This is a genomic window from Spirillospora sp. CA-294931, from assembly GCF_050946795.1.
GTDB lineage: Bacteria > Actinomycetota > Actinomycetes > Streptosporangiales > Streptosporangiaceae > Spirillospora.
The window spans coordinates 8,452,812-8,478,306 of record NZ_CP192006.1 but is presented as its reverse complement, the minus strand read 5'-3'; the positions used below and the strand labels follow the sequence as shown (position 1 = coordinate 8,478,306).

The window sequence follows — 25,495 nt, the reverse complement described above, 5'->3', positions numbered from 1 at the left end:
CCACCGCGAGCCGCGCGACCAGTTCCCCGAGGAGCGGGCTTGGATCCGAGGCCCGAACTCGCGGCGCTGCACCAGGCCGATCCTGGAGCATGCCGCGGAGCTAGACGCGCCGCTCCGAGCAGCCATGGCGCTGCGCACGAGCTCCCGGCTCCGACATCTAACGCCGGAAACACGTCCGCGACGACGCGCTTTGCGTCGGCCCCGGCCCCGGCGACACCAGATGCGATTGAGCGGACGCGTTCGGCGTCGGAGGTGGGGGAGGGGACGGCGGCCGTTTCCATTGAGTCGACGAAGTCGTTGCTCACTAGCGCGTCCGGGGTGTGTTTGCGTGGGGGCGAGCCGGGCGCCGTGTTGGGGCCGATTGTCTTCAGGCGGGGAGGGTGTAGCGGCCGTCGTCCAGCGGGTCTACGAGTCCGTCGGCCACTAGGGCGTCCAGGGCACGTTCGCGCTGGATGGGGTCGGACCAGACGACGTCCAGGGCGACCTTTTCCACGGGCGCGGGGGAGTCGCGCAGGACGGCCAGCAGGCGCCCCCGGCATTGGCGGTCGGTGCCCGCGTAGGTCTGGCCTCGGCGCGGAGGGCCGTCGTAGGCGGGTCGCCCCTTGTGCTGCCAGGTGCACTGGGAGATCACGGGACAGTCGACGCATCGGGGGGAGCGGGCCGTGCAGACCAGAGCGCCCAGCTCCATGACGGCCACGGCCCAGCGTGCTGCGGTGGGGGCATCGGGAGGCAAGAGCGACTCCGCCATCCGGACCTCGGCCTTGGTCTGGGACTTGGGCGGATATTCCTCGCCTGAGACCAAGCGGGCCAGGACTCGGCGGACATTGGTGTCGAGGACGGCGTGTCGTCCCTGGTAGGCGAAGCTGGCCACGGCCGCCGCGGTGTAGGCGCCGATACCCGGGAGCGCCAGCAAGTCGTCATGGGACGACGGAACCTGGTTGTCATGGCGTTCGGCGATCGCCTTGGCGGCCTCGTGAAGGCGCAGGGCCCTGCGGGGATAACCGAGGCGACCCCAGGCCCGGACGGCCTCGCCAGAGGGCTCGGCGGCCAGATCGGCGGGAGTGGGCCAGCGCTCAAGCCATTCGTGCCACACCGGCAGGACCCGCACGACCGGAGTCTGCTGAAGCATGATCTCGCTGACCAGGATTCCCCAGGGAGTGGCATCGGGCGCGCGCCACGGGAGATCGCGGGCGTGGACGTCGTACCAGTCGAGGATCGGGGCTGTGTAGGTCTCCATGACGAGTCGTCATTCTGGCACGGCGCGTCTCCACCCTTTTCTAGATCAACAAATGCATACTCAACGTATGGGTACGGATACTGGAAGTGATCCTGACGGAATGGGGATTGACCAGTACTGGCGGCGCCGGGCGATCGCGCTGACCGGTGTCCTCGGGGCTGTGGGGCTTCTGGCCTGGGCGTGCGCGTCCGGGGGCGAGGAGAAAAAGCCGCTGAAGAACGCGGCGTCGGTCGCGAGCCCCAGCGCCTCGGGCATCCCGTCCGCGCCGACCGCGATGCCGACCGTGACCGTCACCGCGACGGCCAAGGTCACCGCGGCGCCGCCCAAGAAGGACGGCGACGCCTGCGAGCCGGACGCCGTCGTGGTCAACATGGCGGTCTCGCGCACCCAGTACGCCCCCGGCGAGATGCCGCAGTTCCAGCTGACCGCCGTGAACACCGGGGAGCGGGCCTGCACGTTCGACGTGGGGCCCAAGGCGCTGGACATCCGTGTGACGTCCGGCTCGGACCGGGTGTGGTCGTCGGCCGAGTGCGACGGCGGCACGGGCTCGTCCATCCAGATGCTCAGGCGCGGCATCCCCTACGTCGGCGTGGTCACCTGGGACCGCAAGCGCTCGACCGAGCGCTGCCAGGGCAAGCGCACGACCGTCCGTCCCGGCACCTACGTGGTCACGCTCAAGGGCACCAAGGTAAAGAAGCAAGTCTTCACCCTCCGCTGACCCGGACCCACGCAGGACGCCCGTGCCCGCACGAGGGACCCTCGGTGTCGCGTAGTGGCACCACGGCATCGGTCCGCACCGCGGACGGACGCCCGGCGTCATGGGGCGGGCGTCTGGGATCACGAGTGGACGCTCGGCGCCGCCCAATATGCGCCTGGTGTCGCCACGGTGAGCCCCGGCGTCGAATAGTGGCCGCGCGGGATCACGCGCTGGACGTCCGGGATCGCACGGTGGACGGTCGTGATCACGCGCGGCGCCAGGCGTCACGCGGTTGGCGCGCGCGGAGTGCCGAGGCCGCACGGTGGACGCTCAGTGGCACGTGTTGTGGGCTCGGGTCACATGGTGGCCGTCCGGAATAACGCGTTGGGGCCCCAGCCACCTGGGACGTCTTAGTTACGTGACGGGCACGGAATCGCACGGTTGGGCTCTTGGTGTCGCACCTCGGCCTCACGTGGTGGGCGTTTAGATCCGCATGGTGGATGCGGGGGATCACGCGTTGGGGACGTCCGCGATTGTGTGGTGGACGGTTGAGGTCACGTGAGGCGTCACGCGTAATACGGCTGGTTTCGTGTGAGGGGCGCCCGTCGTCATGCGACGGACGCCCCGCGTCGTGCGACGACTGGTTTCGCGCGTGGGCGCTTGCCGTATTGGGGGCGCCTGGTTTGCGCGACGGACGACCACCGCCGTGCGACGGACGACCACCGCCGTGCGACGGGCGACCACCGCCGTGCGACGGGCGACTGCCGTCGCGTCAGGGGCGACCAGCGCCGCGTGGCGGGCGACCGTGGTCGTGTGGCGGGCGATGCCGTCGCGCTACGGACGGCCGCTGTCGCGCCGTGGGTGCTTGCCGTATTGGGGGTGCCTGGGCGATTGGGGTGCCTGGGTTTGCGCGGCGGGCGACCACCGCCGCGCGGCGGACGACCTCCGTCGCTTGACAGGCGGCTGCCGTCGCGGGGCGGGCGACCGTGGTCGTGTGGCGGGCGATGCCGTCGCGCTACGGACGGCCGGTGTCGGGCGGTGGGTGTTTGTTGGCGCGTGGGTGGGCGTTGGTGGGTGGTGGGGGTTCGTTGGTGTGGAGTGGGGTTAGACGTAGCGTTCGAGGATTGAGGATTCGGCTAGGCGGGAGAGGCCCTCGCGGACGCTGCGGGCGCGGGATTCGCCGACGCCGCCTACGGCTTGGAGGTCGTCGATGCTGGCGGCGAGGAGTTTTTGTAGGCCGCCGAAGTGTTCGACGAGGCGGTCGACGACCAGGCTGGGGAGGCGCGGGACCTTGGCCAGAAGGCGGAAGCCCTTTGGGCTGACCGGGAGGTCGAGGGCGTCGGGGCCGGCGAAGCCCATGACCTCGGCGACCGTGGACAGGTCGAGCAGCTCGTTGGCCGAGAGGCGGTCGAGGTCGGCCAGGACGCCGTCGAAGCCGCGTGAGCGGGTGTCGGCCGACGGGTAGTCGCGGACGATCAGTTCGCGGTCGACGTCGACGCCCGAGACGAGTTCGTCGAGCTGGAGGGAGAGCAGCCGGCCGTCGGTGCCGAGTTCGACGACGTAGCCCTCGATCTCGTCGGCGATGCGGCGGACCATCTCCAGCCGCTGGACGACCGCGCTGACGTCGCGGACGGTGACCAGGTCCTCGATCTCCAGGGCCGACAGGGTGCCGGAGACCTCGTCCAGGCGCAGCTTGTAGCGCTCGAGCGTGGCCAGGGCCTGGTTGGCCTTGGAGAGGATGGCCGCCGAGTCTTCCAGGACGTAGCGGATGCCGTCGAGGTAGAGGGCGATGATGTGCATCGACTGGCTCACCGAGATCACCGGGTGGCCGGTCTGGCGGGCGACGCGCTCGGCGGTGCGGTGGCGGGTGCCGGACTCCTCGGTGGGGATGGTGGAGTCGGGCACGAGATGCACCGCGGCACGCACGATGCGGTCGTGGTCGCCGTCGAGGACGATCGCGCCGTCCATCTTGGCGAGTTCGCGCAGTCGGGTCGCGGAGAACTCGACGTCGAGTTCGAACCCGCCCGAGCACAGCTCCTCGACCAGCTTGTCGTAGCCGAGGACGATCAGCGCACCCGTGTGCCCCCGCAGGATGCGTTCAAGTCCGTCCCGGATCTGTGTGCCCGGGGCTACGGCCGCGAGAGTCGCGCGGCGTCGTTCGTCATGACCCTTGTCGTGTACTGGCACCTGGCCCCCGGAGGTCGCTGGACGGCGCCAGTTTACCGAGGAGCAGGGTGCGCGGGTCGTCTGCCTGGGCGCAAGCGGCCGAGTGTGCAGTTTTACCAGGCGTCCTTCGGGTCCGAAATCACCCGAAAACGGGTGCTCAGGGGGCGGTGAAGGCGACCTGGAGGGCCTGGGTGAGGCTGTCGACTTCCATCACCTTCATGCCCTCGTAGCTGGTGAGCTGGGGGTCGGCGCGCTTGAGCGGCGAGCCGTCGGTGAGCTCCAGGGACCCCCGGGGGACGACGGCGTGCTTGAACCCCAGGCGGGCGGCCTCGCCCAGGCGGCGCTGGACGCCGGGAACCACGCGCACCTCGCCCGCGAGCCCGACCTCGCCCACCGCGATCAGGCTGCCGGACAGGGACTGCTCGACGGTCGAGCCCGCGACCGACAGCGCCAGCGCGAGGTCGACGGAGGTCTCGGTGAGCCGGACGCCGCCGACCGTCGAGACGTAGACGTCCTGCTCGTGCATGGAGATCTTGCAGCGCTGGGCCAGCACGGCCAGCACCATCGCCACCCGGGACGTCTCCAGCCCCGATGTGGCGCGGCGCGGGGAGGGCAGGTGCGACTTGGCGACCAGGGCCTGGACCTCGGCCACCAGGGGGCGGCGCCCTTCGAGCGTGACGGTGACGCAGGTGCCGGGGACGGGTTCCTCGCGGCGGGTCAGGAACAGCCCGCTGGGGTCGGGAAGCCCCACGATGCCGACCTCGGAAAGGTCGAAGCAACCGAGCTCGTCGGTCGGTCCGTAACGGTTCTTCACCGCGCGGATCATCCGGAGCCTGCTGTGCCGGTCGCCCTCGAAGTACAGGACGACATCGACCAGATGCTCCAGCAGGCGCGGCCCCGCGATCGCGCCCTCCTTGGTGACGTGGCCGACCAGGACGACGGTGATGCCGCGTTCCTTGGCAACCCGGATGAGGTTGGCGGTGACCTCGCGGATCTGGGTGACGCCCCCGGGTGCGCCGTCGGCCTCGGAGCTGCCGATGGTCTGGATCGAGTCGACCACCATGAGCGTGGGCTCGACGGCGTCGACGTGTCCGAGCACGGCCGACAGTTCGGTCTCGGCGGCGAGGTAGAGCTGGTCGGTGATGGCGCCGACGCGGTCGGCGCGCAGCCTGACCTGCTCGGCCGACTCCTCGCCGGTGACGTACAGGACGGGCGACCCGCCCGACTCCTGCGTGGACGCCAGCGCGGCGACCTCCAGCAGCAGCGTGGACTTGCCGATGCCGGGCTCGCCCGCCAGCAGCAGCACGGCGCCGGGGACGATGCCGCCGCCGAGCACGCGGTCGAGCTCGTCCAGCCCGGTGGGCTTGGTCTGGGCCGATCGCACGTCGACCTGCCCGATCGGCCGCGCCGGGGCGCTGACGGGCCCCGCGGTGACCAGGCGCGCCGGGGTGGCGCTGCCCGCCTCGGCGACCGTGCCCCATGTCTGGCACTCGCCGCATCGCCCGACCCATTTGGAGGTCTGCCAGCCGCAGTCGGAGCAGCGGTAGGTCGCCTTCGCGGTCTTCGCCTTCGCCATGCGCCGAAGCCTAGAGGCCGCCCACGACAGTCGGCCGCTAGGAGACGGTGGTGGTCTTCCGGGCGCGTTCGATCAGGTCGCCCAGGTGGTCGGAGACGATGCTGGGACGTTCCAGCATGGGCATGTGGCCGGCGTCCGGGATGACCTCCAGGCGGGCGGACGGGACGCACGCGACGATCTTGAGGCTGTGCTCGACGGGCATGAGCAGGTCGTTCTCGGCGGCGATCACCAGCGTGTCGACCTTGGCGAGGTGCTCGCACTCGCTGATCACCTGGTTGGTGACGAGCGAGCGGAGGAAGTCGAGGACGGCGTCCATACGGGTGTCGGTGAGCATTTCCTCGGTGAAGGAGACGGCCGCGGGGCTGGCGTCCGGGCCGAAGACGAAGCGGTCGAGGAACAGGCGGGCGCCGTCGCGGCCGAAATGGCGCACCCTTTCGATCAGCGTGGAGCCCGCGCCCATGGTGGTCAGGGTGCGGGGGAGGAAGCGCTGGGTGACGCGGGCCAGCAGGGCGGGCAGGCCGAGCGTGACCTCGTGCAGGGAGCCGGACGAGGAGTTGACCAGCCCGACCGCGACCACCTTGCGGCCCATTTCGCCGGGGAACTCGTCCGCGTAGCGCTGGATGGTGACGGTGCCCATGGAGTGGCCGACCAGGACGACCGGCGTCCCTTCGGGGACGGTCGCGTCGATCACGGCGGCCAGGTCGCGGCCGAGGCGGACGATGTCGTTCTCGCCCCGGTCGCCGCCGTCGGAGCGCCCGTGGCCGCGCTGGTCCCAGAAGACCAGGCGCCCGAGACCGCGCAGGGCCTTGCGCTGGAAGTGCCAGGAGTCCTGGGAGAGCGTCCAGCCGTGGCAGAACACCACGGCGAGGTCGGTGCGGTCTTCGCCGTCGATCTCGGCGTGCAGGCGGGTGCCGTCGTCGGCCCTGACGGGCACCGGACGTCCGCGCAGGGAGCCGAACGGCTCGCCCGCGAACGGGTCGGGGCGCAGTTGGAGACGCCGCATGGCGCGCCGCTGGAGGACGAGCCCGGCCCCCGCGGTGCCCGCGCCCAGCGCGGTCGTGGCGAGGATGGTCGTGGCGACCCGTCCCATGATCGGCCTCCCCAGCTCTCCAATGGCGCGCGTCCGGCTCAGGGGCAACGCCACCACAGATTGATCGCGTAGTCCACTTCCAGGCCGGGATGCTCGGCCAGGATGGCCTCGGCCAGGTCGGACGGGAACTCGATGCGCAGGACGGCGGCGAAATCGTCGCGGCTGTCGAACCTCCAGCGGATCGTCAGCGGCTCGCGCGTGTAGCCGCGGCGGGTCCAGAAGCGCTCGACGGCCTCGGGGTCGTAGGACGGCAGCCCGCGCCGGAACCAGCCGCCGAACGTCGAGCGGGTCGCGTCGTTGTCGACGATGAAGATCGCTCCGCCGCGCCGGACGACCCGGTCGAGCTCGGCCAGGCCGGGCTCGCAGCCGGGGCCGAAGAAGTACGCCCAGCGGACGTGGGCCACGTCCACGGACGCGTCCGGAAGTGGCAATGCCTGCGCGGAGCCCATACGAACCGTGACATTCGGGGTGTTTTTCGCGCGTCGCCGGGCGGCCGCCGCGAGACCGGCGTGCGGCTCGACGCCCACGACCCGCGCCGCGTCGGCCGCGAAGCGCGGCAGGTGGAACCCGGTGCCGCAGCCGAGGTCCAGCACCGTCGCGCCGTCCCAGGGCCGGACGGCCCGCATCGCCGACTCGATGGCGCCGTCGGGGTCGGCGGCGCGATTCTCGATCTCGTAGACCTGGGGGGAGTTCCAGATATTGGGGCTCGGGACGGCCCCGGGAGCGATCTCGACCACAAGCACAGAGCGTAGTCGGAGGACGGGTAAAACCGCGTTTCACCTTGTAGGAGCCGAACGGAATCTGGTTCAGGGAAATGAGGATCACCCCCGGCCGGGGGTTTCTTCCTTGCCGCGGGCGCATAGGCTTTCCGTTGCGTGAGCGCCGCGGAGCGGGGCAGGAGCCCTTGGGGCCCCGCGCGACCGCCACGGCCGTCCGGGTTCGCCAGAGCCCGGCGGAGTACCCGACGGACATTGACGAGCGAGCACATAAGGGCGAGGGAGCCTTGACCCCGCAGCACAACGGCGCAACCGGCCCGGCCATTCGGGTGCCGGACGCGCCGATCACGCTTTCCACGGCGTCGACCTATCCGGAGAAGGTGCCCAGCGCCTTCGAGATCGCCGCGCTGCTGGGGTACGACGGTATCGAGGTCATGGTGTCGACCGACGCCTCCTCGCAGGATCTCAGCGTCCTGCGGCGCCTGTCGGACTACCACCAGGTTCCCATCAAGTCCATCCACGCGCCCTGCCTGCTGCTCACCCAGCGGGTCTGGGGACGCGACCCGTGGGGCAAGCTCGTGCGGTCCAAGGAGGTCGCCGAGGAGCTCGGGGCCGAGGTCGTGGTGGTGCACCCGCCGTTCCGCTGGCAGCGCGAGTACGCCCGCGACTTCGTCGAGGGCCTGGCCAGGATGCAGGACGAGACCGACGTGCTGTTCGCGGTCGAGAACATGTTCCCGCTGAAGGCGCGCGGCGCCGAGGCGGGCATGTACCTGCCCGACTGGAACCCCGTCGACCAGGACTACCCCTTCGTCACCCTCGACCTGTCCCACACGGCCGTCTCCGGCTCGGACGCCCTCGGCATGGCGGAACAGCTCGGCGACCGGCTGCGCCATGTCCACCTGGCCGACGGCGTCGGGGTCACCAACAAGGACGAGCACCTGGTGCCGGGCCGGGGCAACCAGCCGTGCGGCCAGATGCTCGAACAGCTCGCCGACGACGGGTACCGGGGTCACATCGTCCTGGAGGTCAACACCCGAAGGGCGGCCAGCCGCGCCGAGCGGATGGAGGACCTCGCCGAGGCCCTGGCCTTCACCCGGCTCCATCTGGCGGCCGCCGACCGCACGTGGGAGGTCACCTCCGGTGGTGAGGTGACCCGAAGGAGCGGGCCGTGACCGCCGCGCCGGACCCCGGGGGGCGGAAGCCGAGCCGGGGGCCGGGACGCCGTCCCGGCCCGACCGAGACCCGCGAGGCGATCCTCGCCTCGGCCCGCGCGCTGTTCACCGAGAAGGGGTACAACGGCGCCTCGCTGCGCGCCATCGCCAGGGACGCCGGGGTCGACCCCGCGCTGGTGCACCACTTCTTCGGCAGCAAGGAAGGCGTCTTCGTCGCCGCGGTGAAGTTCCCGATCGAGCCCGCCGAGCTGCTGCCGCGCATCATGGCCGCGCCCCGGGAGAAGCTGGGCGAGACGGTCGTGCGGACGTTCACCGAGATCTGGTCCGACGACGGCAACCGCGAGCGCGTGCTGAACCTCCTCTCCTCGGCGATGACCAACGAGAGCGCCGCGATGGTCTTCCGCGAGTTCATCAGCGAGGCCCTGTTCGCCCGCGCCGCCGAGATCCACGACATCCCGCTGGTCCGGCTGGACGCCGCCGCCGGGCACATGGTCGGCGTGATGATCTTCCGGTACGTCCTCAAGATCGAGCCGATCGCCTCGCTCTCGGAGGACGAGCTCGTCGAGCTCATCGCCCCGGCCCTCCAGCAGTACCTGGGCTGACCCTCGTCCCAACCCCTTGACGGGGCCCTTTCACGCGCCTAAATTCAACAGTGATGAGTTATTTGGAGGCAGTGAGCGTCCGCGATCTGCGGGTGGTGCGTGGGGGCCGCGAGGTCCTGCACGGGCTGACATTCGACGTCCCCCGCGGCTCGATCGTCGGGCTGCTGGGGCCGAGCGGCTGCGGCAAGACCACCCTGATGCGCGCCGTGGTCGGCGTGCAGATCGTCAAGGACGGAACCGTGACCGTGCTCGGTGAGCCCGCGGGCTCTCCCGAGCTGCGCCGCCGCGTCGGGTACGCCACCCAGACGCCGGCCGTGTACGCCGACCTGAGCGTGCGCGAGAACCTGCGCTACTTCGCCGCCGTCCTGGGCGCCAGGCGCGCCGACACCGACCGCGTCATCGACGAGGTCGGCCTCGGCCGCCACCGCGACCAGATCGTGGCGACCCTTTCCGGAGGCCAGCTCACCCGGGCCAACCTGGCCGTCGCGCTGCTGGGCTCGCCCGAGCTCCTGGTGCTGGACGAGCCGACCGTCGGCCTCGACCCCGTCCTGCGCCAGGAGCTGTGGGAGCTGTTCCGCGACCTGGCCGGGCAGGGCGTCACGCTGCTGGTCTCCAGCCATGTCATGGACGAGGCCGGACGCACCGACCGGCTCCTGCTCATGCGCGAGGGCGACGTCCTCGCCGACGGCAGCCCCGAATCCCTGCGCGCCCGCACCGGCGCCGCCGACCTCGAAGGGGCCTTCCTCCAGCTGATCACCGAGCGGGCCGGGAGCCTGGCATGAACCTCACGATCACCCTGGCGACCACGCGCCGCATCCTGGCGCAGCTGCGCCACGACCACCGCACGATCGCGATGATGGTCGTGGTCCCCGCGCTGCTGATGATCCTGCTGCGGTACGTGTTCGACCGGCCGGGCGCCTTCGACGGCATCGGGCCCATGCTGCTCGGCCTGTTCCCGTTCGTGATCATGTTCATCGTGACCAGCGTCGGGACGCTGCGCGAACGCACCGGCGGGACGCTCGAACGGCTGATGACCCTGCCCATCGGCAAGCTCGACCTGCTGATGGGCTACGCGCTGGCCTTCGGGCTGGTCGCGCTCGTCCAGGTCGGGGTGGTGCTGACGATCTCGCTGACCTGGCTCGACCTCGACCTGACCGGACCCGTCTGGGCGCTGGTCGTGGTCGCGCTGCTGGACGCGCTGCTCGGCATGGCGCTCGGCCTGTTCGCCAGCGCCTTCGCCCGCACCGAGTTCCAGGCCGTGCAGTTCATGCCCGCGTTCGTCCTGCCCCAGGCGCTGCTGTGCGGGCTGATCGTGCCGCGCGAGCGGATGGCGTCCTGGCTGGAGCTGACCTCGGACGTCCTGCCCCTGTCGTACGCGGTGGACGCCATGAAGGAGGTGGCCGCCGAGCCCGACGTCGGCGGGACGCTCGTCCGCGACATGATGATCATCGCCGCCTGCGCCCTGCTCGCCCTGGTGCTCGGGGCGGCCACCCTTCCCCGCCGAACGGCCTGACCCCGGGGGCGGCGCTGGTACTCTCCGGCGCCATGACCCCCCTCGACCCGCCAGGCCCCGGCGCGACGCCGCCGCCCGTCCCGGAGCCCCCGCGCGCCACTCCGCCCGGCGAAGGCCCGTCGAGCGCCGCCCCGTTCGGTGGCCCTTCGTCCGGTGGCGGCCCGTCGGGTGGCGGCCCGTCGGGTGGCGGCCCGTCGGGTGGCGGCCCGTCGGGTGGTGGCCCGTCGGGTGGTGGCCCGTCCGACGGCGGCCAGCCGAGGGGTGACGCTCTGTCCGGTGGCGGGCCGCCCGGCAACGGCTCATCGAGTGCCGCCCTGTTCGGTGACGGCCCGTCCGGGGGTGGCGAGTCCGGGGGTGGTGGGCCGGTGCCGCCGGGGGCGCCGGGGAGGCAGTCAGCGGGCAAGGGGCACACGAGGCGGATCCTCGCCGCGGTGGTCGTGTTCGTCCTGCTGGTCGGCGCGGGGGTCGGCGGGCTGATCTGGGAGCGGCAGTCCACCCTGAACGGCAACATCAAGCGGCTCCCCAAGAGCATGCCGACCGGGAACCGTCCGGCCCCGGGTGCCAAGGGCACCGAGAACTGGCTGCTGGTCGGCTCGGACACCCGGGCGGAGAGCGCCACGACGGGCCAGGGCAACCAGGTCTGGAAGCCCGGCGGTCAGCGCTCCGACACGATCATGCTGCTGCATCTGCCCGCCGACCGGAGCAACGCGTACGTGATCTCGTTCCCGCGCGACTCGTGGGTCGACATCCCCGACTACGGCAAGCAGAAGATCAACGCCGCGTACTCGTTCGGCGGGGCGCCGCTGCTGGTTGAGACCGTCGAGAGCCTCACCCGGGTCAGGATCGACCACTTCGGCATCATCGACTTCGCCGGGTTCAAGACCATGACCGACGCCGTCGGCGGCGTCGAGGTCGACATCGCCCAGAGCGTCTACGACCCGGCCAGGAAGGTGCACTGGACGGCCGGACGCCAGAAGCTCGACGGCGAGAAGGCCCTGGCGTTCGTCCGGCAGCGCTACAACCTCAGGAACGGCGACTTCGACCGGATGAAGCGGCAGCAGGCGTTCCTGCGGGCCCTGGCCGCCAAGGCCGCCGACGGCGGCACGGTCACCAACCCCTTCAAGCTCAACCGCTTCCTGGGCGCCTTCACCAAGTCGATCAGCGTGGACGACGGGGTCTCGGCCGGTGATCTGCGCTCGCTGGCGCTCAGCCTGCGCGGGCTGCGGGCCGGGGACGTGCGGTTCATGACCGTTCCGAACAAGGGCAGCGCGGCGCGCGGCAAGCAGAGCGTCGTCCTGCTCGACCCCCGCAAGGCGTCCGCCCTGTTCGAGGCGGTCAGGACCGCCGGGGTCGAGGAGTACGTCAAGACCAACGGCGGGGTGAATCCCGGCGGCAAGGTGTCGTGATCGCAAGCCCTTTCCGGGCATTAACCTGAAGACGCCGGACCGCGCCTAAGGGACAAGGTCGTCCCGGGGGAAAAGGGGATGGAAGTGCTTCGTCAGGCCCTGCTGGTCGCTTCGCGGAGCGGCGGCGTACGCAAGATCGTTGAGACCGCGCCCCTCACCCGCGACGTCGTCCGCCGCTTCATCGCGGGCGAGACGGTCGCCGACGCCCTCGACTGCACCGAGCGGCTCACCGGTGAGGGACTGCTGGTCACCCTGGACGTCCTGGGCGAGGACACGCTCGACAAGGCGCAGGCCGAGGCCACCGTGGCGCACTACGTCGAGCTGCTCGAACGGCTCGCGGGCAGCGAGCTCGGGCCCCGCGCCGAGGTCTCGCTCAAGCTCACCGCCGTCGGCCAGGCGCTCGACGAGGACCTCGCGTTGCAGAACGCGCGCCGCATCTGCACGGCCGCGCGCTCGGCGAGCACCACCGTCACCCTCGACATGGAAGACCACACCACGGTCGACTCCACGCTCGGCATCCTGCACGAGCTGCGCCGCGACTTCCCCGACACGGGCGCGGTCATCCAGTCCTACCTGCGACGCGCGGAGGAGCACTGCGCCGAGCTGGCCTACGAGGGCTCCCGGGTACGGCTGTGCAAGGGCGCCTACGCGGCCCCCGAAGCGGTGGCCTTCACCGACAAGGACGACGTCGACAAGTCCTACGTGCGGTGCATGAAGGTGCTCATGGCAGGCAAGGGCTACCCGATGCTCGCCACCCACGACCCGCGCCTGGTCGACATCGCCAGTGCCTTGGCCGTCCTGCACGAGCGCGACCCCGACACCTACGAGTACCAGATGCTGTACGGCATCCGCCCCCAGGAGCAGCGGCGCCTGGCCGCCCAGGGCGCGCAGGTGCGCGTGTACGTCGCCTACGGCAGCGAGTGGTACGGCTACTTCATGCGCCGTCTCGCCGAACGCCCCGCCAACCTCGCGTTCTTCATGCGCTCGGTGGCCACGCGTTCATAAGAGAACCCCGGCGCTGTGTTCACTGGAATCTCGGCCTGCTTGCGCTCGCCTCGGTGAACGTGATTTTGCGATTGCCGCATCGCTTCGCGATCTAACCGGGAAGCTCGCCTTCGGCTTCGCTTCCTCGGTTAGTTGACGCAATCGCGCGCGGGGCCGGGGGTTGTCGTGAACTCGGCGGCTAGGGTTGAAGGCGTCCGTTGATGCCTCCGTCCGGGAAGAGCACATGATCGCGATTCTGGGTGCCGGGAAGATGGGCGAGGCCCTGTTGTCCGGGGTGCTCCGGGCCGGGCGGCGCCCGTCGGAGCTGATGGCGACCGTGCGCCGCGAGGAGCGCGGCGCGCTGCTGCGCGAGCGGTACGGCATCGAGGTCGTCACCAACGCCGAGGCCGCCTCCTCCGCCACCACCCTCGTCCTGGCGGTCAAGCCGCAGGACATGGGCGTCCTGCTGGGCGAGGTCGGCTCCCTGGTCCCGCCGGGACGGCTGGTGATCTCGATGGCGGCCGGCATCACCACCGCGTTCATCGAGGAGCGCCTGCCGGACGGCGTCCCGGTGGTCCGCGTCATGTCCAACACGCCCGTCCACGTGGACGAGGCGATGAGCGTGATCTCCGCCGGGTCCCACGCGGGCGAGGAGCATCTCAAGCTCGCCGAGGAGCTCCTGTCGCCCGTCGGCAAGGTGCTGCGCATCCCCGAGTCGCTCCAGGACGGCGCCACCGCGCTGTCGGGCAGCGGGCCCGCGTACTTCTACTACCTCGTCGAGGCCATGGTCGACGCGGGCATCCTGCTCGGGATGCCGCGCGCCGCCGCGCTGGAGATGGTGATCCAGTCGGCCGTCGGCGCCGCCGTCATGCTCCGCGACTCCGGCGAGCACCCCGTGCTGCTGCGCGAGGGCGTCACCTCGCCCGGCGGGACGACCATCGCCGCGATCCGCGAGCTGGAGCGCCACGGCGTCCGCGCCGCCGTCCTGGAAGCGATCGAGGCGGCCCGCAACCGAGGCCGCGAGCTGGCCGAGGGCTGATGGGCGGCCGGGCTGATGACGGCCCGAGGGCTGAGGACGGGCCCCGGGCTGAGGACGGGCCGAGGGTTGATGCGGGCGGGGGGCTAAAAGCGGGCCGGGGGCTGATGGCGGCCCGAGGCTGAAAGTGGGCCGGGGGCTGATGGTGGGCCGAAGGCCGATGGTGGGCCCGGGGCTGATCGTCGGGCCTGGGCTCATGACTGGCCGGGGGCTGATGACTGGCCGGGGCTGATGGTGGGCCCCGGGGGAGGCGGATTGAGATGAGCGGGCGGGGATTGAGCCGGAACCGGGGTTCTGGACGTGTAGGGGTTATGGGAATCCTGCTCCGTTCGCTCGTGGCCGCCGGGCTCGCCGTCGACGCGGTCGTGCACTGGAAGTACGCGCCCGACATGGCCTACGTGCCCGGCGGGGCCATCGGGGGCGACACGCTGTTCAAGGTGCAGGCGGTGGTCGCGGCCGTCGTCGCCGTGCTGATCTGCTTCGTGGCCCGTCGCTGGACGTACGCCGTCGCGTTCCTGGTGGCGGCGAGCGCGCTGGGTGCTCTGCTGCTCTACTACTACGTCGACGTGGGCGAGATCTGGCCCTTCCCGGAGATGCACGATCCGATGTGGTACTGGGAGAAGACCGCCAGTGTCGTCGGCGAGGGCATCGCGGCGGTGGCGGCGGTGGCCGGGTTCCTCGTCGCCGGACGCGAGCGGTCCCCGGAGGGCGAGCGCGCGCGGTCGTGACGAGCCTCATGTGGCCCGTATGGGCGGAGGGTCTGGCGGGACGGTAAGGGCGCTCTTACGATGCCCTCGTGCGCTACCTCCCCCCGGTGCTGGTGGGCGTCCTGCTCGCCGGGACGCTCAGCTCGTGCACCGGCGGCGGCGAGCCGGACAAGATCGGGCTGGGACGGGTCGTCCGCGCCGACGTCATCGAGACCGTCGAGGCGCCGGCCACGGTCTCGGCCCGGGCGACGGCCACGATGCGGTCGCCCGCCGAGGGGGCGATCCGGCGCGTCCATGTCGGTGACGGCGACCGGGTCGAGGCCGGTGACGTCCTGGCGGTGGTCGACTCCCCGTCCGCGCGCGAGCAACTCGACCAGGCCAGGCAGGCCGACCGGCAGGCGTCCGGCGGTGGTGCCGTCCCGGCCGGGATCGACCTGTCGTCGTTCCAGCGGCGCACCGACCGGACGGCCAAGGACGGGTTCGACACCGCGCGCGGGGTCGCCGCGAAGATCCCCGACCTGAGGCAGCGCGCCCTGGTCCTGGCCGGGATCACCAAGGCCGAGGGGGAGTACCGCACCGCCGCCGCGTCCGCGCGGGCCGCCGTCGCCCGCCTCAACGCCGGGCTCGGCAGCATCGGGACGACGATCTCCTCGATCACCGCCGCGCAGCGCGTCCAGACCCGGGCCGCGGTGCGGGCCGCCGAGCGCGCCGTCCAGGGCCTGACGATCAAGGCGCCGTTCGACGGCGTGGCGAGCCTCGGCGGGCCCGCGGGCGGGCCGTCCGGCCTGGGGAACCTGGCCGGTCAGCTCCCGCAGCAGCTGCGTGCCCAGGCGGGCGCTTCGCTCGGCGGCGCGGCCAAGGACGCCGCCTCGATCGCCCCGGGTGCGCCCGTGTCGTCGGGGGACGCCGTGGTGACCGTCACCGACGTGTCCCGGCTGACGCTGACCGCCGACGTCGACGAGACCGACATCCTCCAGGTCGAGGAGGGCGTCCGGGCCGACGCGGAGTTCGACGCCGTCCCGGGTGGCTCGTACACCGCCGAGGTCACCGGCGTCGGCGCCACGCCCAAGGAATCCAACGGCGGCGGCGTCACCTACAAGGTCACGCTGACGCTGCGCGGCGGCACCCTGGACGGCGGCCGCAAGGCCCCCTGGCCCAAGCCGGGGATGAGCGCGGTGGTGAACCTGCGCGTCCGCGAGGAGAGGAACGTGCTGTCGGTGCCGTCGGCGGCGATCGTCAGCAGCGGCCGCGAGTCGGCCGTGTGGGCCGTCGTCGCGGGCAAGGCCCGCCGCCGCACGGTGCGGCTCGGCGCGCAGGGCGACACGTCCGTGCAGGTCGTCGACGGGCTGCGCGAGGGCGAGCGCGTCGTGGTGCGCGGCGCCGACTCGGTGGAGCCCGGCCAGGACGTCGGGTCATGAGCGACCCGGCCCTGGAGGCGGTGGACGTCACCCGGACCTACCGGATGGAGGGCGTCGAGGTCGACGCCTTGCGCGGGGTGAGCCTGCGGATCGACGCGGGGGAGTTCGTCGCGATCGTGGGGCCGTCCGGATCGGGCAAATCGACGCTCATGCACCTGCTGGGCTGCCTCGACCGCCCGACCTCCGGCGCCCTGCGGATCGGGGGCCGGGAGGTCGCCCGCCTCTCTGAAGGCGAGCTGGCCGAGTTGCGCAACGCCCGGGTCGGGTTCGTGTTCCAGTCGTTCCACCTGCTGGCCCGCACAAGCGCGCGCGACAACGTCGCGCTCCCGCTGGTGTACCGGGGCGTCCCGCGCGGCGAGCGGCGCCGCCGGGCGGCGCGGGCGCTGACCACGGTCGGGCTCGGGCACCGCCTCGGGCACCGTCCGGGCCAACTGTCGGGAGGCGAGCAGCAGCGTGTCGCGATCGCCCGCGCGCTGGTCGGCGAGCCCCGGGTCGTCCTGGCCGACGAGCCCACCGGCAACCTCGACACCCGCACCGGCCACGAGGTCATGGACCTGCTGGAACGGCTCAACGCCGAGCAGGGCGTCGCGGTCGTCCTGGTCACCCACGAGCCGGACGTCGCCGAGCGGGCCCGGCGCCGGATCCACATCCGCGACGGCCGCGTCGAGCGCGACGTCTCGTGAGGCTCGCCGAGTCGTTCCGGGTCGCGGTGGAGGCGCTGCGGATCAACCGGCTGCGCAGCGCGCTGACGATGTTCGGCGTGGTGGTCGGGGTCGCCGCCGTGGTGGTGCTGGTCGCGATCGGCAGCGGCGCCCGCGACCTGGTCGAGAACGAGATCGAGGGCCTCGGATCCAACATCATCTTCGTCGCGCCCGGGGAGTTCTCGTTCGGCTCGGCCCCCACGATCAGCCGGATGCGGCTGGACGACGTCGACTACCTCGCACGCGTGGTCGGCGACGAGCGGCGCATCGCGGTGGCGATCAACTCGGGTGAGACCGTCCGCGCCGGGCACACCGAGTCGTTCTCGACCGTCGTCGGCGCCAACGAGAACCTGCGCAACGTGTTCGACCGGCCGCTGCGGCGCGGCCGCTACCTCAGCCGGGTGGACGTCGAGACGCGGCGCCGCGTGGTCGTGCTCGGCTCCGACATCGCCCGCCGCCTGTTCGGGGACGTCGACCCGATCGGCCGTCAGCTCGCGATCGCCGGCGGGACGCGCTTTCGCGTGGTCGGGGTGTTCGAGGAGGTCGGGCAGACCTTCGGCCAGACCCGCGACGCCGAGGTGCACGTCCCGGTGACCACGGCGCAGCGCATGTTCGGCGTCGACCGGGTGGACTTCATGGCCCTGCGCGCCACGTCCAGCGGCGACATCCCGCGCCTCCAGAAGCAGGTCGTGGACGCGCTGGAACGCAAGTACCAGGGCGAGCGCTTCTCCGCGATCACCCAGACCCAGCTGCTGGGCACGATCGGGACGGTGCTCGGCGCGCTGACCGGCGTCCTGGCGGCGATCGCCGCGATCTCGCTGCTCGTCGGGGGCGTCGGCGTCTCCAACATCATGCTGGTCGGCGTCCGCGAGCGCACCCGGGAGATCGGCCTGCGCAAGGCCCTGGGGGCGCGGCAGCGCGACATCCTCGCCCAGTTCCTGGTGGAGGCCGTGCTGCTGACGTCCCTGGGCGGCGCGGCGGGCATCGTCCTCGGGGTGGGCGCCGCGCTCACGATCGCGGCCGTGTCACCCGTCCCGGCCACGATCGCCTGGTGGTCCCCGGCGCTCGCCTTCGCCGTCTCGGCGGCCGTCGGGGTGTTCTTCGGCGTCGTCCCCGCGCGCCGGGCCGGTCGTCTCGACCCGGTGGTGGCGCTGCGCGCGGAGTGACGGGTCAGGCGGCGGCCTCGGTCTCGTTGGCCACGGGAGCGGTGACGGCCGCGTTGATGAAGCGGGCGGTCTCGCGCATGGCCGCGCTCGCCTCCGGCAGCACGCGGTTGAGGATCTGGAAGACGTGCATCTGCCCCGTCCAGACCTGGAGTTCGCAGTGCGTGCCCGCCTCGGTGAGCGCGGCCGCCAGGGCTTCGGCCTCGGGGCGCAGGACCTCGGCGCCGCCGACCTGGATGAGGAAGGGCGGGGTGCCGTTCCAGGGGGAGGCGAGCAGGGCCAGCCGCGGGTCGTCGAATCCGGCTGGCCCCACTACGAGACGGGCGACCCTGCGGGCCGAGCGGGCACTGATGTAGGCGTCGCGGGTTTCGCGGTGCGCGTCGACGGACATGGCGCAGGTCAGGTCGACCCAGGGGGAGAACAGGACCGTCCCGGCGGGCCTGGGGAGGCCGGTGCGGCAGATCTCGCCGGTGAGGCAGGCGGCCAGATGGCCACCGGCGGAGTCGCCGGCGATCACGATGCCGGACGCGGGGACGCCCCGATCCAGCAGCCAGCGGTAGGCAGCGACGGCGTCCTCCAACGGGGCCGGAAAGGGGTGCTCGGGCGCGAGGCGGTAGCGGGGTACCAGGACGGGGAGCCCGGTCTCGACGGCGAGCCGCGCCGTGATGGGACGGTGTGTGCGCGGTGAGCAAACGACGTACGCGCCGCCGTGCAGGTAGAGGATCGCGCCGCGCGCGGTGTCGGGCACGGCGTGGGTGCGCCTGCGGCCGCGTCCCTGGTCGACGACCCATTCGCCGGTGACCGGACGCTCCGAGCCGCCCGACTCGACCCTCGGGTCGACCAGTGGCCTGATCCGCACGCGGCGGCCCGCGGGGATGAGGCGGGACGCCGTGTCGACGGTCGTCCGGGCCGTCCGGATTCCGGCGGGGTGACCGGGCACGTGGTCGATGAAGGGGCGGAGCCCGACATAGAGCGCGTTGGAGATGGTCCTGCTGCGCAGGCTCGGCCGGCGCAGATTCGGGGCGTAAGCGGCCACCGGGACGCTGTCGCTCGCCACCGGCAGAGAACTGACCTCTGCCGGTGGCTCGGAGGGGAGGCGCACGTCCATTTACGTCCTCAATGTTCTGTTTCGTTCTTGTTAACGTGATGCCCGCTGGGCGATGGTGATGCACCTCACACGGGGGACGTTTGTGATTGCCGTCCCGGCGCCGCCGCCGTGATCGTCCTCCGCCGCTGTGATCCGGGTCACGAACTCGCGCGCCGGTGCGGGCGATACCGTGAGACCCATGAGCAGCGTCCCGCCACCACGCGAGTGTGGTCTCAAGATCCTCTGGGACGACCGGCTCATCTCCTACGACTTCGGCCCCGGCCATCCGCTGAACCCCGTCCGCGTCGAGCTGACCATGGCGCTCGCCAGGGAGTTCGGCCTGCTGGAAGGCCCCGGCATCACCGTCGCGCCGTTCGAGGCCGCCGACGAGAAGCTGCTGGGGCTGGTGCACGAGGACGACTACATCGCCGCCGTGCGGCACGCGGGCGACACCGGCCTCACCGAGCCCCGGCACGGCCTCGGCACCCCCGACAACCCGGTCTTCCTCGGCATGCACGAGGCGTCCGCGCTGGTGGCCGGGGCCACCGTCGCCGCGGCGCGCGCGCTCGTGGCCGGTGAGACCGAGCACGCCGCCAACATCGCGGGCGGGCTCCACCACGCGATGGCGGGCGCCGCCAGCGGCTTCTGCGTCTACAACGACCCGGCCATCGCCATCGCCTGGCTCCTGGAGAACGGCGTCGACCGCGTCGCCTACGTCGACATCGACGTCCACCACGGCGACGGCGTCGAGGCTGCCTTCTACGACGACCCCCGGGTACTGACGATCAGCCTGCACGAGACGCCGCGCACCCTGTTCCCCGGGACGGGCTTCCCCGACGAGACCGGCGCCCCGGGGGCCGAGGGAAGCGCCGTCAACGTGGCGCTCCCGCCCGGCACCGGCGACGGCCCCTGGCTGCGGGCCTTCGACGCCGTCGTCCCGCCCCTGCTGCGGGCGTTCCAGCCCCAGGTGCTGGTCACCCAGCACGGCTGCGACGGCCACGCGCTCGACCCGCTGGCCCACCTGACGCTCACCGTCGACGGCCAGCGCACCGCGTACGCGGCCCTGCACGCCCTGGCCCACGAGACGGCGGGCGGCCGATGGCTGGTCACCGGGGGCGGCGGCTACGAACTCGTCCAGGTCGTCCCGCGCGCCTGGACCCACCTGCTCGCCGAGGCGGCGGGACGGCCGATACCACCGGAGACCCCCACTCCGGAGAGCTGGCGAACCTTCGTGCGGACGCGGACCGAAGAGATCGCACCGCACCGGATGACCGACGGGAAGAGCGTGATACAGGTGCAGACGTGGGCGGACGGCTACGACCCCGACAGCCCGGTGGACCAGGCGATCCTGGCGACCCGGCGCGCGGTGTTCCCCGAGCACGGCCTCGACCCGTTGCTGGACGTCTGATGGCGCCCACCCGCGAGGAACTGCGCGACCAGCTGGTCCGCACCATGATCGCCGGGGACGTGGCCACCCCCAGGCAGAACAACCTCCTGCACTTCCGCCGCATGGCCGCCCGCAACCCCTACTACCTGTTCGGCCTCGACCTGAACAAGCCGTGGACCGAGCGCGACGTCCTCGAATGCATGGTCGAGCGCTGCGGCGTCAACCCCGACCCCATGCACCTGTACGGCGACGACACCATCGACCCGGAGCTGACGATCACGGCGCTGGAGGCCATGGGCGACCGCATCGGCCTGGCCGCCGAGCGCCGCGAGTCGGTCGTGCTGGCGACGGGGCACCCGGCGACGCTCACGCCGGTGTACCAGGCGGTCGCCACCGCGCTGGCCGCGCGCGGCTGCCGGGTGCTGACACCTGCGGCGGGCTGGTCGTACGCCATCGAGACCTCCCGGGGGGACGAGGCGCGCCGCATCGTCTACGCCCCCGAAGGCGTCGCGATGCTCGAAGGGGACGACGGGCGCACCCACCACACCCATGACTCGGCCCCCATGGAGGCCATGCTGGCCGAGCTCGGCACTACTACGCCGGGCCCGTCCGAGGGCGTCCAATCGGCGGATTGGCCGGATCTGGCCATCGCCGATCACGGGTGGGCCGGAGCGGCCGGACAGGCCGGGATCGACACCGTCGGTTTCGCTGACTGTAACGATCCAGCGCTGTTCGCCGGGGCCGCCGAAGGCAAGATCCACGCCGTGGTTCCCCTGGACGACGGCATATCGCCGCACCACTACGGCCCGATGACCGAGTACCTTCTCGACCGCGCCGGACTCGCCTGAGCCCCTTGACCCAGGGCGTTCGCGTCACTGCGTGTGACGTGGCGGCCGTACAGGGGCCAATGGGTTCGTCTGTCACCTGCGAGGACGCCTGAGTCGCAGGTGATCCTCTGGTTTCGCTTGACAACCCATCGTGATGCTGCTGGCCGTACCGTCACCCCCACCCTCCGTACGAGCAGCACACTGTGGCCGTCCGGACAGGGCGGATACGGAAATGGGCGGAACTCCCCTCTTGCGACTGCCGGTACACGATTTACGCTGGAGGAAGTACACGTGCGTGATCAAAGTCACCCAAAGGGCCGGTGCGCGGCACGTGTGGAAGAGGGCGTCCGATGAGCTCAGGCGAGCGACCTCTGAGCGAGGTCAGGTTCCTGACTGTGGCCGAAGTGGCGGCGGTGATGCGGGTGTCCAAGATGACCGTTTACCGTCTCGTCCACTCGGGCGAGCTGCCCGCGATCCGTGTGGGCCGTTCGTTCCGGGTTCCCGAGCAGGCAGTTCACGACTATTTGCGTGAGGCCTACATCGAAGCCGGATGACGGGGGGACTCTGCCGGTCGAAACCGGGTAGGGCGGGGGCATGCCACATGACCCCGTCGCATGCCCAGGGCCCGGCCGCGCAGGGAGCGTCCGCACGGATTTCGGCGGTCGGGAAGAAGGGCAAGAACAAGGACCGGCCGGCGGCCTGAGGGCCGCCGGACCCGGTGCCCGGGGCGCCGGGGGCCGCCGAGGGCCCCCGATCCCTCGGGCACCGGAACCGGCCCGGCTCGGTGCCGTGGCCACGCCGCGGGTGACCGGCGGCCAGACCGCCGTCGCCGCAGCGGTACCCTTGGGCATCGGACCGGTACGAGTTCACCGAGCGTTGGCGCTCGGGAGTCGTCATGTCCGTCTCCTGTACGACACCTGATACGCCGAGCGAGGTCTCGTGGGCTCAGTCATCAAGAAGCGCCGCAAGCGAATGGCCAAGAAGAAGCACCGCAAGCTGCTGAAGAAGACGCGCATCCAGCGTCGTAACAAGAAGTAAACACGCCGGCCAACCAGCCGTAAGGGGTGGGGCGCACAGTGTCCTCCATGCCCTCCGCCGCGGCCCGTGTCGTACTTGTCACGGGCGTCTCCCGTTTCCTGGGGGCGCGGGTCGCGAACACCCTCCAAGCCGACCCGGGCATCGAGCGGGTGATCGGGGTCGACACGGTTCCGCCGACGGCACCGCTCGGCCGCACCGAGTTCGTCCGCGTCGACATCCGCACACCGAGCATCGCCAAGGTCATCTCCTCCGCCGAGGTCGACACGGTGGTCCACCTGAACCTGGTGACCTCCCAGACGACATCGCGGTCGAAGGCCAAGGAACTCAACGTCATCGGCACGATGCAGCTGCTGGCCGCGTGCCAGCGGTCCGCGGACATGCGCAAGCTGGTGGTGCGGTCGTCGGCCGCCGTCTACGGCTCCTCGCCGATGGACCCCGCGGTGTTCACCGAGAGGGACGAGCCCGTCGAGCCCCCGACGTCCGGCTACGCCAAGGACGCCGTCGAGGTCGAGGGCTATGTGCGCGGGCTCCAGCGGCGCCGCAGCGACCTGACCGTGTCGGTCCTGCGGTTCGCCAACTTCCTCGGCCCCGGCGTCGACTCGCCGCTCACCCGCTACCTGCGGATGCCGGTCGTCCCGACCGTGCTCGGGTTCGACCCCCGGCTCCAGTTCGTCCACGAGGACGACGGCATCGAGGTGCTGCGCCGCATGACGGTCGAGGAGCACCCCGGGACGTTCAACGTCGCCGGGGACGGCGTGCTGCTCCTGTCCCAGGCGCTGCGCCGCGCGGGGCGCACCTTCGTCCCCGTCCCCGCCCCGTCCTTCTCCATGATGGGCGAGGCCGGACGCCGCTTCGCGGGCCTGTCGGGCTTCTCACCCGAACTCCTCCGCTGGCTGACCTACGGCCGCGTCATCGACAACGCCCGCCTGGTGAACGAGCTCTCCTGGCGTCCCAAATACGGCTCCGAGGCGGCCTTCGCCGACTTCGTCTCGTCCAGCGACCTGGGCCGCGGCGTCCCGCTCGAGCTGTTCGACCGGCTCACCTCCGTCCTCGGAAGGAAACTGGATTGAACGCGCACGACCGCGCCGAGGAGCAGGACGCCGAGGTCATCCCCCTCAACGCCGTGCAGGAGAGCAAGCCTCCCGAGCAAACCATCCTGGACCGCGGCCTGGCGTTTCTCCGCCGCCGCCTGGCGGGCGAGTACGAGATCGACGAATTCGGCTTCGACCCCGAATTCAACGACAAACTCCTGCTCCCCATCGCCCGCACCCTCTACGAGCACTGGTTCCGCGTAGAACTCTCCGGCCTGGAGAACATCCCCGAAAAGGGCGGCGCCCTCCTGGTCGCCAACCACTCCGGCACGCTCCCGCTCGACGGCCTCATGCTCTCGGTCGCCCTGCACGACCACGCCGGACGCGACCTGCGCCTCCTTGGCGCCGACCTGGTCTACCAGGTCCCCCTCCTGGGCCACCTGTCCCGCAAGGCCGGCCACACCCTCGCCTGCCCGTCCGACGCCGCCCGCCTCCTCGACAAGGGCGAACTCGTCGGCGTCTTCCCCGAAGGCTTCAAGGGCGTCGGCAAGCCCTTCGGCGAACGCTACAAACTCCAGCGCTTCGGCCGAGGCGGCTTCGTCGAGACCGCCCTGCGCGAGAACGCCCCCATCATCCCCTGCGCCATCGTCGGCGCCGAAGAGATCTATCCCAAGATCGCCGACCTCAAGCCCCTGGCCCGCCTCCTGGGCCTCCCGTACTTCCCCATCACCCCCACCTTCCCCCTCCTGGGCGCCGCGGGTCTCGTCCCCCTCCCGTCCAAGTGGATGATCCGCTTCGGCGAACCCATGCCCCTGGACGAATACACCCCAGAAGCGGCAGAAGACCCCCTAACCGTCTTCAACCTGACAGACCACGTCCGCGAGAACATCCAACAAATGCTCTACGACACCCTCCTAAGAAGAGGGCCTGCTTTCCTATGAGGGGGCAACCCCCTCAGACCCCCGACGGTCTGCGACGCCCTGCACTCCGCTAGCGCTCCGTTCCGGACGCCACAGCCCTCAGCAGAGGCTTCGCCCCCGCACCCCCACCAGGGAACAAGCCCCCTGGACCCCAAAAGCAAGGCCCTCGCTCCGCTCGGACAGCCCCCTTGGGGGCTCCCGCCCCCAAACCCCCAAGGCTGGGGGCTCCGCCCCCCGCGCCCCCTCCACTCATAACTTAGATTTCATAGACGACGCGAGACAGCGAACCAGCCCCCGAGACTGCATCATCGTCCTACCTCGAATTAGAGGGATTCGGCCTCCGTCCAATCGCACAAACCAAGGGCCCCGGAGGGCTGGTTCGCCACAAGCAAGGCCCTCGCTCCGCTCGGACAGTCCCATTGGGGCTCCGCCCCAAACCCCGGCGAGGGCTCACCGGCCGACCTCGAACCACACAGTCACGCGACGGCTCGACAACTCCGCGATCTTGTATCCCTACCGCTCGGAAAGCCCCTCCACGAGCAGAACACCCCGCCCCGACTCCGGGTCATCCCCGGCTACCTGCGGGATCCTCGGCAACGATGACCCTCGACACCCGAAGCGCCAGAGCCCCCCAGGCGCCTGGTCATCACGGCCTCCCACTCGCTCACCGTCCGGCTGCCATCGGCCCGACCGGCTCACCGTCGTGGTTCGCCACGACCGCATCCCATCGCCCAGGCGTCGTTCCAGCCCACGACGTGGTCCAGCTTGGTTCTAGAGGTCGCATGGTCCGCCTCCTCGTGGAGTCAACTCCGCGGCAAATAGCCGCGCGACTTACCAATAACTGGCCGAAGCCGTCAAAGCTCGTTTCAGTAGCAGGTGTCGAGCATGCTTCGCTTGTAGTCGTTAATTGGTGGTAAGTCGTCCAGAGAGCCGTTCCTATCGGAGAACAAGGTGACGTACACCCCTACGTCTTGCCGCCTCGCACCGACACACTCCGGTCGGGACCACGAACAGCATCGAA

At 71.2% G+C, this 25,495-nt stretch carries 24 protein-coding genes; 18 read left to right on the top strand and 6 right to left on the bottom strand.

All coding sequences use genetic code 11. From position 1 onward, the window contains the following. Window positions 1–367: 367 nt before the first annotated feature. The gene (locus tag ACQPY4_RS38475) at window positions 368–1,237 is read right to left on the bottom strand and encodes an A/G-specific adenine glycosylase (protein WP_433329726.1); all 870 of its coding nucleotides are present in this window, start codon (window positions 1,235–1,237) and stop codon (window positions 368–370) included. A 100-nt stretch (window positions 1,238–1,337) separates the two neighbouring features. On the opposite strand from ACQPY4_RS38475, the gene ACQPY4_RS38470 reads away from it, so the two are divergent. Next, on the top strand, window positions 1,338–1,955 hold the full coding sequence (locus ACQPY4_RS38470; RefSeq protein WP_433329724.1) for a hypothetical protein: 618 nt from the start codon (window positions 1,338–1,340) through the stop codon (window positions 1,953–1,955). 1,083 nt (window positions 1,956–3,038) lie between these two features. Here the strand turns inward: ACQPY4_RS38470 and disA are convergent. The 4 genes from disA to ACQPY4_RS38450 form a co-directional block, all read right to left on the bottom strand. Then, complete coding sequence (disA, locus tag ACQPY4_RS38465; RefSeq protein ID WP_433329722.1) at window positions 3,039–4,121, bottom strand: DNA integrity scanning diadenylate cyclase DisA; 1,083 nt, start codon at window positions 4,119–4,121, stop codon at window positions 3,039–3,041. A 136-nt stretch (window positions 4,122–4,257) separates the two neighbouring features. Beyond that, a complete protein-coding gene (radA, locus tag ACQPY4_RS38460) occupies window positions 4,258–5,676 on the bottom strand; it encodes a DNA repair protein RadA (protein ID WP_433329720.1) in 1,419 nt (472 codons plus the stop codon). Window positions 5,677–5,713: 37 nt separating this feature from the next. Beyond that, window positions 5,714–6,766 carry an alpha/beta fold hydrolase gene (locus ACQPY4_RS38455; RefSeq protein WP_433329718.1) on the bottom strand — a complete coding sequence of 351 codons (1,053 nt, stop codon included), beginning with the start codon at window positions 6,764–6,766 and terminating at the stop codon, window positions 5,714–5,716. A 38-nt stretch (window positions 6,767–6,804) separates the two neighbouring features. Next, window positions 6,805–7,503, bottom strand: coding sequence for a class I SAM-dependent methyltransferase (locus ACQPY4_RS38450; RefSeq protein WP_433329716.1), 699 nt, complete (start codon window positions 7,501–7,503; stop codon window positions 6,805–6,807). Between the two features lie 266 nt (window positions 7,504–7,769). On the opposite strand from ACQPY4_RS38450, the gene ACQPY4_RS38445 reads away from it, so the two are divergent. From ACQPY4_RS38445 to ACQPY4_RS38395, 11 genes are all read left to right on the top strand, one after another. Beyond that, entirely contained in the window at window positions 7,770–8,654 is an 885-nt protein-coding gene (locus ACQPY4_RS38445) for a sugar phosphate isomerase/epimerase family protein (RefSeq protein WP_433329714.1), read from the top strand. Continuing rightward, a complete protein-coding gene (locus ACQPY4_RS38440) occupies window positions 8,651–9,256 on the top strand; it encodes a TetR family transcriptional regulator (RefSeq protein WP_433329712.1) in 606 nt (201 codons plus the stop codon). The genes ACQPY4_RS38445 and ACQPY4_RS38440 overlap by 4 nt, the downstream gene beginning before the upstream one ends. A 53-nt stretch (window positions 9,257–9,309) precedes the next feature. Next, window positions 9,310–10,038 carry an ABC transporter ATP-binding protein gene (locus ACQPY4_RS38435; RefSeq protein ID WP_433329710.1) on the top strand — a complete coding sequence of 243 codons (729 nt, stop codon included), beginning with the start codon at window positions 9,310–9,312 and terminating at the stop codon, window positions 10,036–10,038. Next, window positions 10,035–10,769: an ABC transporter permease gene (locus tag ACQPY4_RS38430; protein WP_433329708.1), complete on the top strand. Its 735-nt coding sequence runs from the start codon at window positions 10,035–10,037 to the stop codon at window positions 10,767–10,769. Before ACQPY4_RS38435 ends, ACQPY4_RS38430 begins: the two co-directional genes overlap by 4 nt. 431 nt (window positions 10,770–11,200) lie before the next feature. Continuing rightward, a complete protein-coding gene (locus ACQPY4_RS38425) occupies window positions 11,201–12,175 on the top strand; it encodes an LCP family protein (protein ID WP_433329706.1) in 975 nt (324 codons plus the stop codon). Between the two features lie 84 nt (window positions 12,176–12,259). Further along, window positions 12,260–13,180 carry a proline dehydrogenase family protein gene (locus ACQPY4_RS38420; protein ID WP_433339200.1) on the top strand — a complete coding sequence of 307 codons (921 nt, stop codon included), beginning with the start codon at window positions 12,260–12,262 and terminating at the stop codon, window positions 13,178–13,180. Window positions 13,181–13,403: 223 nt separating this feature from the next. Continuing rightward, window positions 13,404–14,198 (top strand): pyrroline-5-carboxylate reductase, encoded by a 795-nt coding sequence (proC, locus tag ACQPY4_RS38415; protein ID WP_433329704.1) that lies wholly within the window; start codon window positions 13,404–13,406, stop codon window positions 14,196–14,198. A gap of 308 nt (window positions 14,199–14,506) precedes the next feature. After that, a complete protein-coding gene (locus ACQPY4_RS38410) occupies window positions 14,507–14,923 on the top strand; it encodes a hypothetical protein (RefSeq protein ID WP_433329702.1) in 417 nt (138 codons plus the stop codon). A gap of 68 nt (window positions 14,924–14,991) precedes the next feature. Continuing rightward, a complete protein-coding gene (locus ACQPY4_RS38405; RefSeq protein ID WP_433329700.1) occupies window positions 14,992–16,320 on the top strand; it encodes an efflux RND transporter periplasmic adaptor subunit in 1,329 nt (442 codons plus the stop codon). Then, window positions 16,317–17,003 carry an ABC transporter ATP-binding protein gene (locus ACQPY4_RS38400; protein WP_433329698.1) on the top strand — a complete coding sequence of 229 codons (687 nt, stop codon included), beginning with the start codon at window positions 16,317–16,319 and terminating at the stop codon, window positions 17,001–17,003. Before ACQPY4_RS38405 ends, ACQPY4_RS38400 begins: the two co-directional genes overlap by 4 nt. Beyond that, entirely contained in the window at window positions 17,000–18,187 is a 1,188-nt protein-coding gene (locus ACQPY4_RS38395; RefSeq protein ID WP_433329696.1) for an ABC transporter permease, read from the top strand. Before ACQPY4_RS38400 ends, ACQPY4_RS38395 begins: the two co-directional genes overlap by 4 nt. A gap of 4 nt (window positions 18,188–18,191) precedes the next feature. On the opposite strand, the gene ACQPY4_RS38390 is transcribed toward ACQPY4_RS38395, so the two are convergent. Continuing rightward, complete coding sequence (locus tag ACQPY4_RS38390) at window positions 18,192–19,241, bottom strand: alpha/beta hydrolase (RefSeq protein ID WP_433329694.1); 1,050 nt, start codon at window positions 19,239–19,241, stop codon at window positions 18,192–18,194. A gap of 229 nt (window positions 19,242–19,470) precedes the next feature. Here ACQPY4_RS38390 and ACQPY4_RS38385 point away from each other — a divergent pair, with 229 nt between their 5' ends. From ACQPY4_RS38385 to ACQPY4_RS38360, 6 genes are all read left to right on the top strand, one after another. Then, window positions 19,471–20,679, top strand: a complete 1,209-nt coding sequence (locus ACQPY4_RS38385; RefSeq protein WP_433329692.1) for an acetoin utilization protein AcuC — start codon at window positions 19,471–19,473, stop codon at window positions 20,677–20,679. Next, on the top strand, window positions 20,676–21,506 hold the full coding sequence (locus ACQPY4_RS38380) for a phosphatase (RefSeq protein ID WP_433339198.1): 831 nt from the start codon (window positions 20,676–20,678) through the stop codon (window positions 21,504–21,506). The genes ACQPY4_RS38385 and ACQPY4_RS38380 overlap by 4 nt, the downstream gene beginning before the upstream one ends. Before the next feature lie 329 nt (window positions 21,507–21,835). Then, on the top strand, window positions 21,836–22,039 hold the full coding sequence (locus ACQPY4_RS38375) for a helix-turn-helix domain-containing protein (protein WP_026403281.1): 204 nt from the start codon (window positions 21,836–21,838) through the stop codon (window positions 22,037–22,039). A gap of 385 nt (window positions 22,040–22,424) precedes the next feature. Next, on the top strand, window positions 22,425–22,523 hold the full coding sequence (locus tag ACQPY4_RS38370) for a 30S ribosomal protein bS22 (protein ID WP_018654693.1): 99 nt from the start codon (window positions 22,425–22,427) through the stop codon (window positions 22,521–22,523). A gap of 47 nt (window positions 22,524–22,570) precedes the next feature. Then, window positions 22,571–23,593 carry an NAD-dependent epimerase/dehydratase family protein gene (locus ACQPY4_RS38365; RefSeq protein ID WP_433329690.1) on the top strand — a complete coding sequence of 341 codons (1,023 nt, stop codon included), beginning with the start codon at window positions 22,571–22,573 and terminating at the stop codon, window positions 23,591–23,593. Next, window positions 23,590–24,495 carry a lysophospholipid acyltransferase family protein gene (locus ACQPY4_RS38360; protein WP_433329688.1) on the top strand — a complete coding sequence of 302 codons (906 nt, stop codon included), beginning with the start codon at window positions 23,590–23,592 and terminating at the stop codon, window positions 24,493–24,495. The genes ACQPY4_RS38365 and ACQPY4_RS38360 overlap by 4 nt, the downstream gene beginning before the upstream one ends. Window positions 24,496–25,495 lie beyond the last annotated feature (1,000 nt).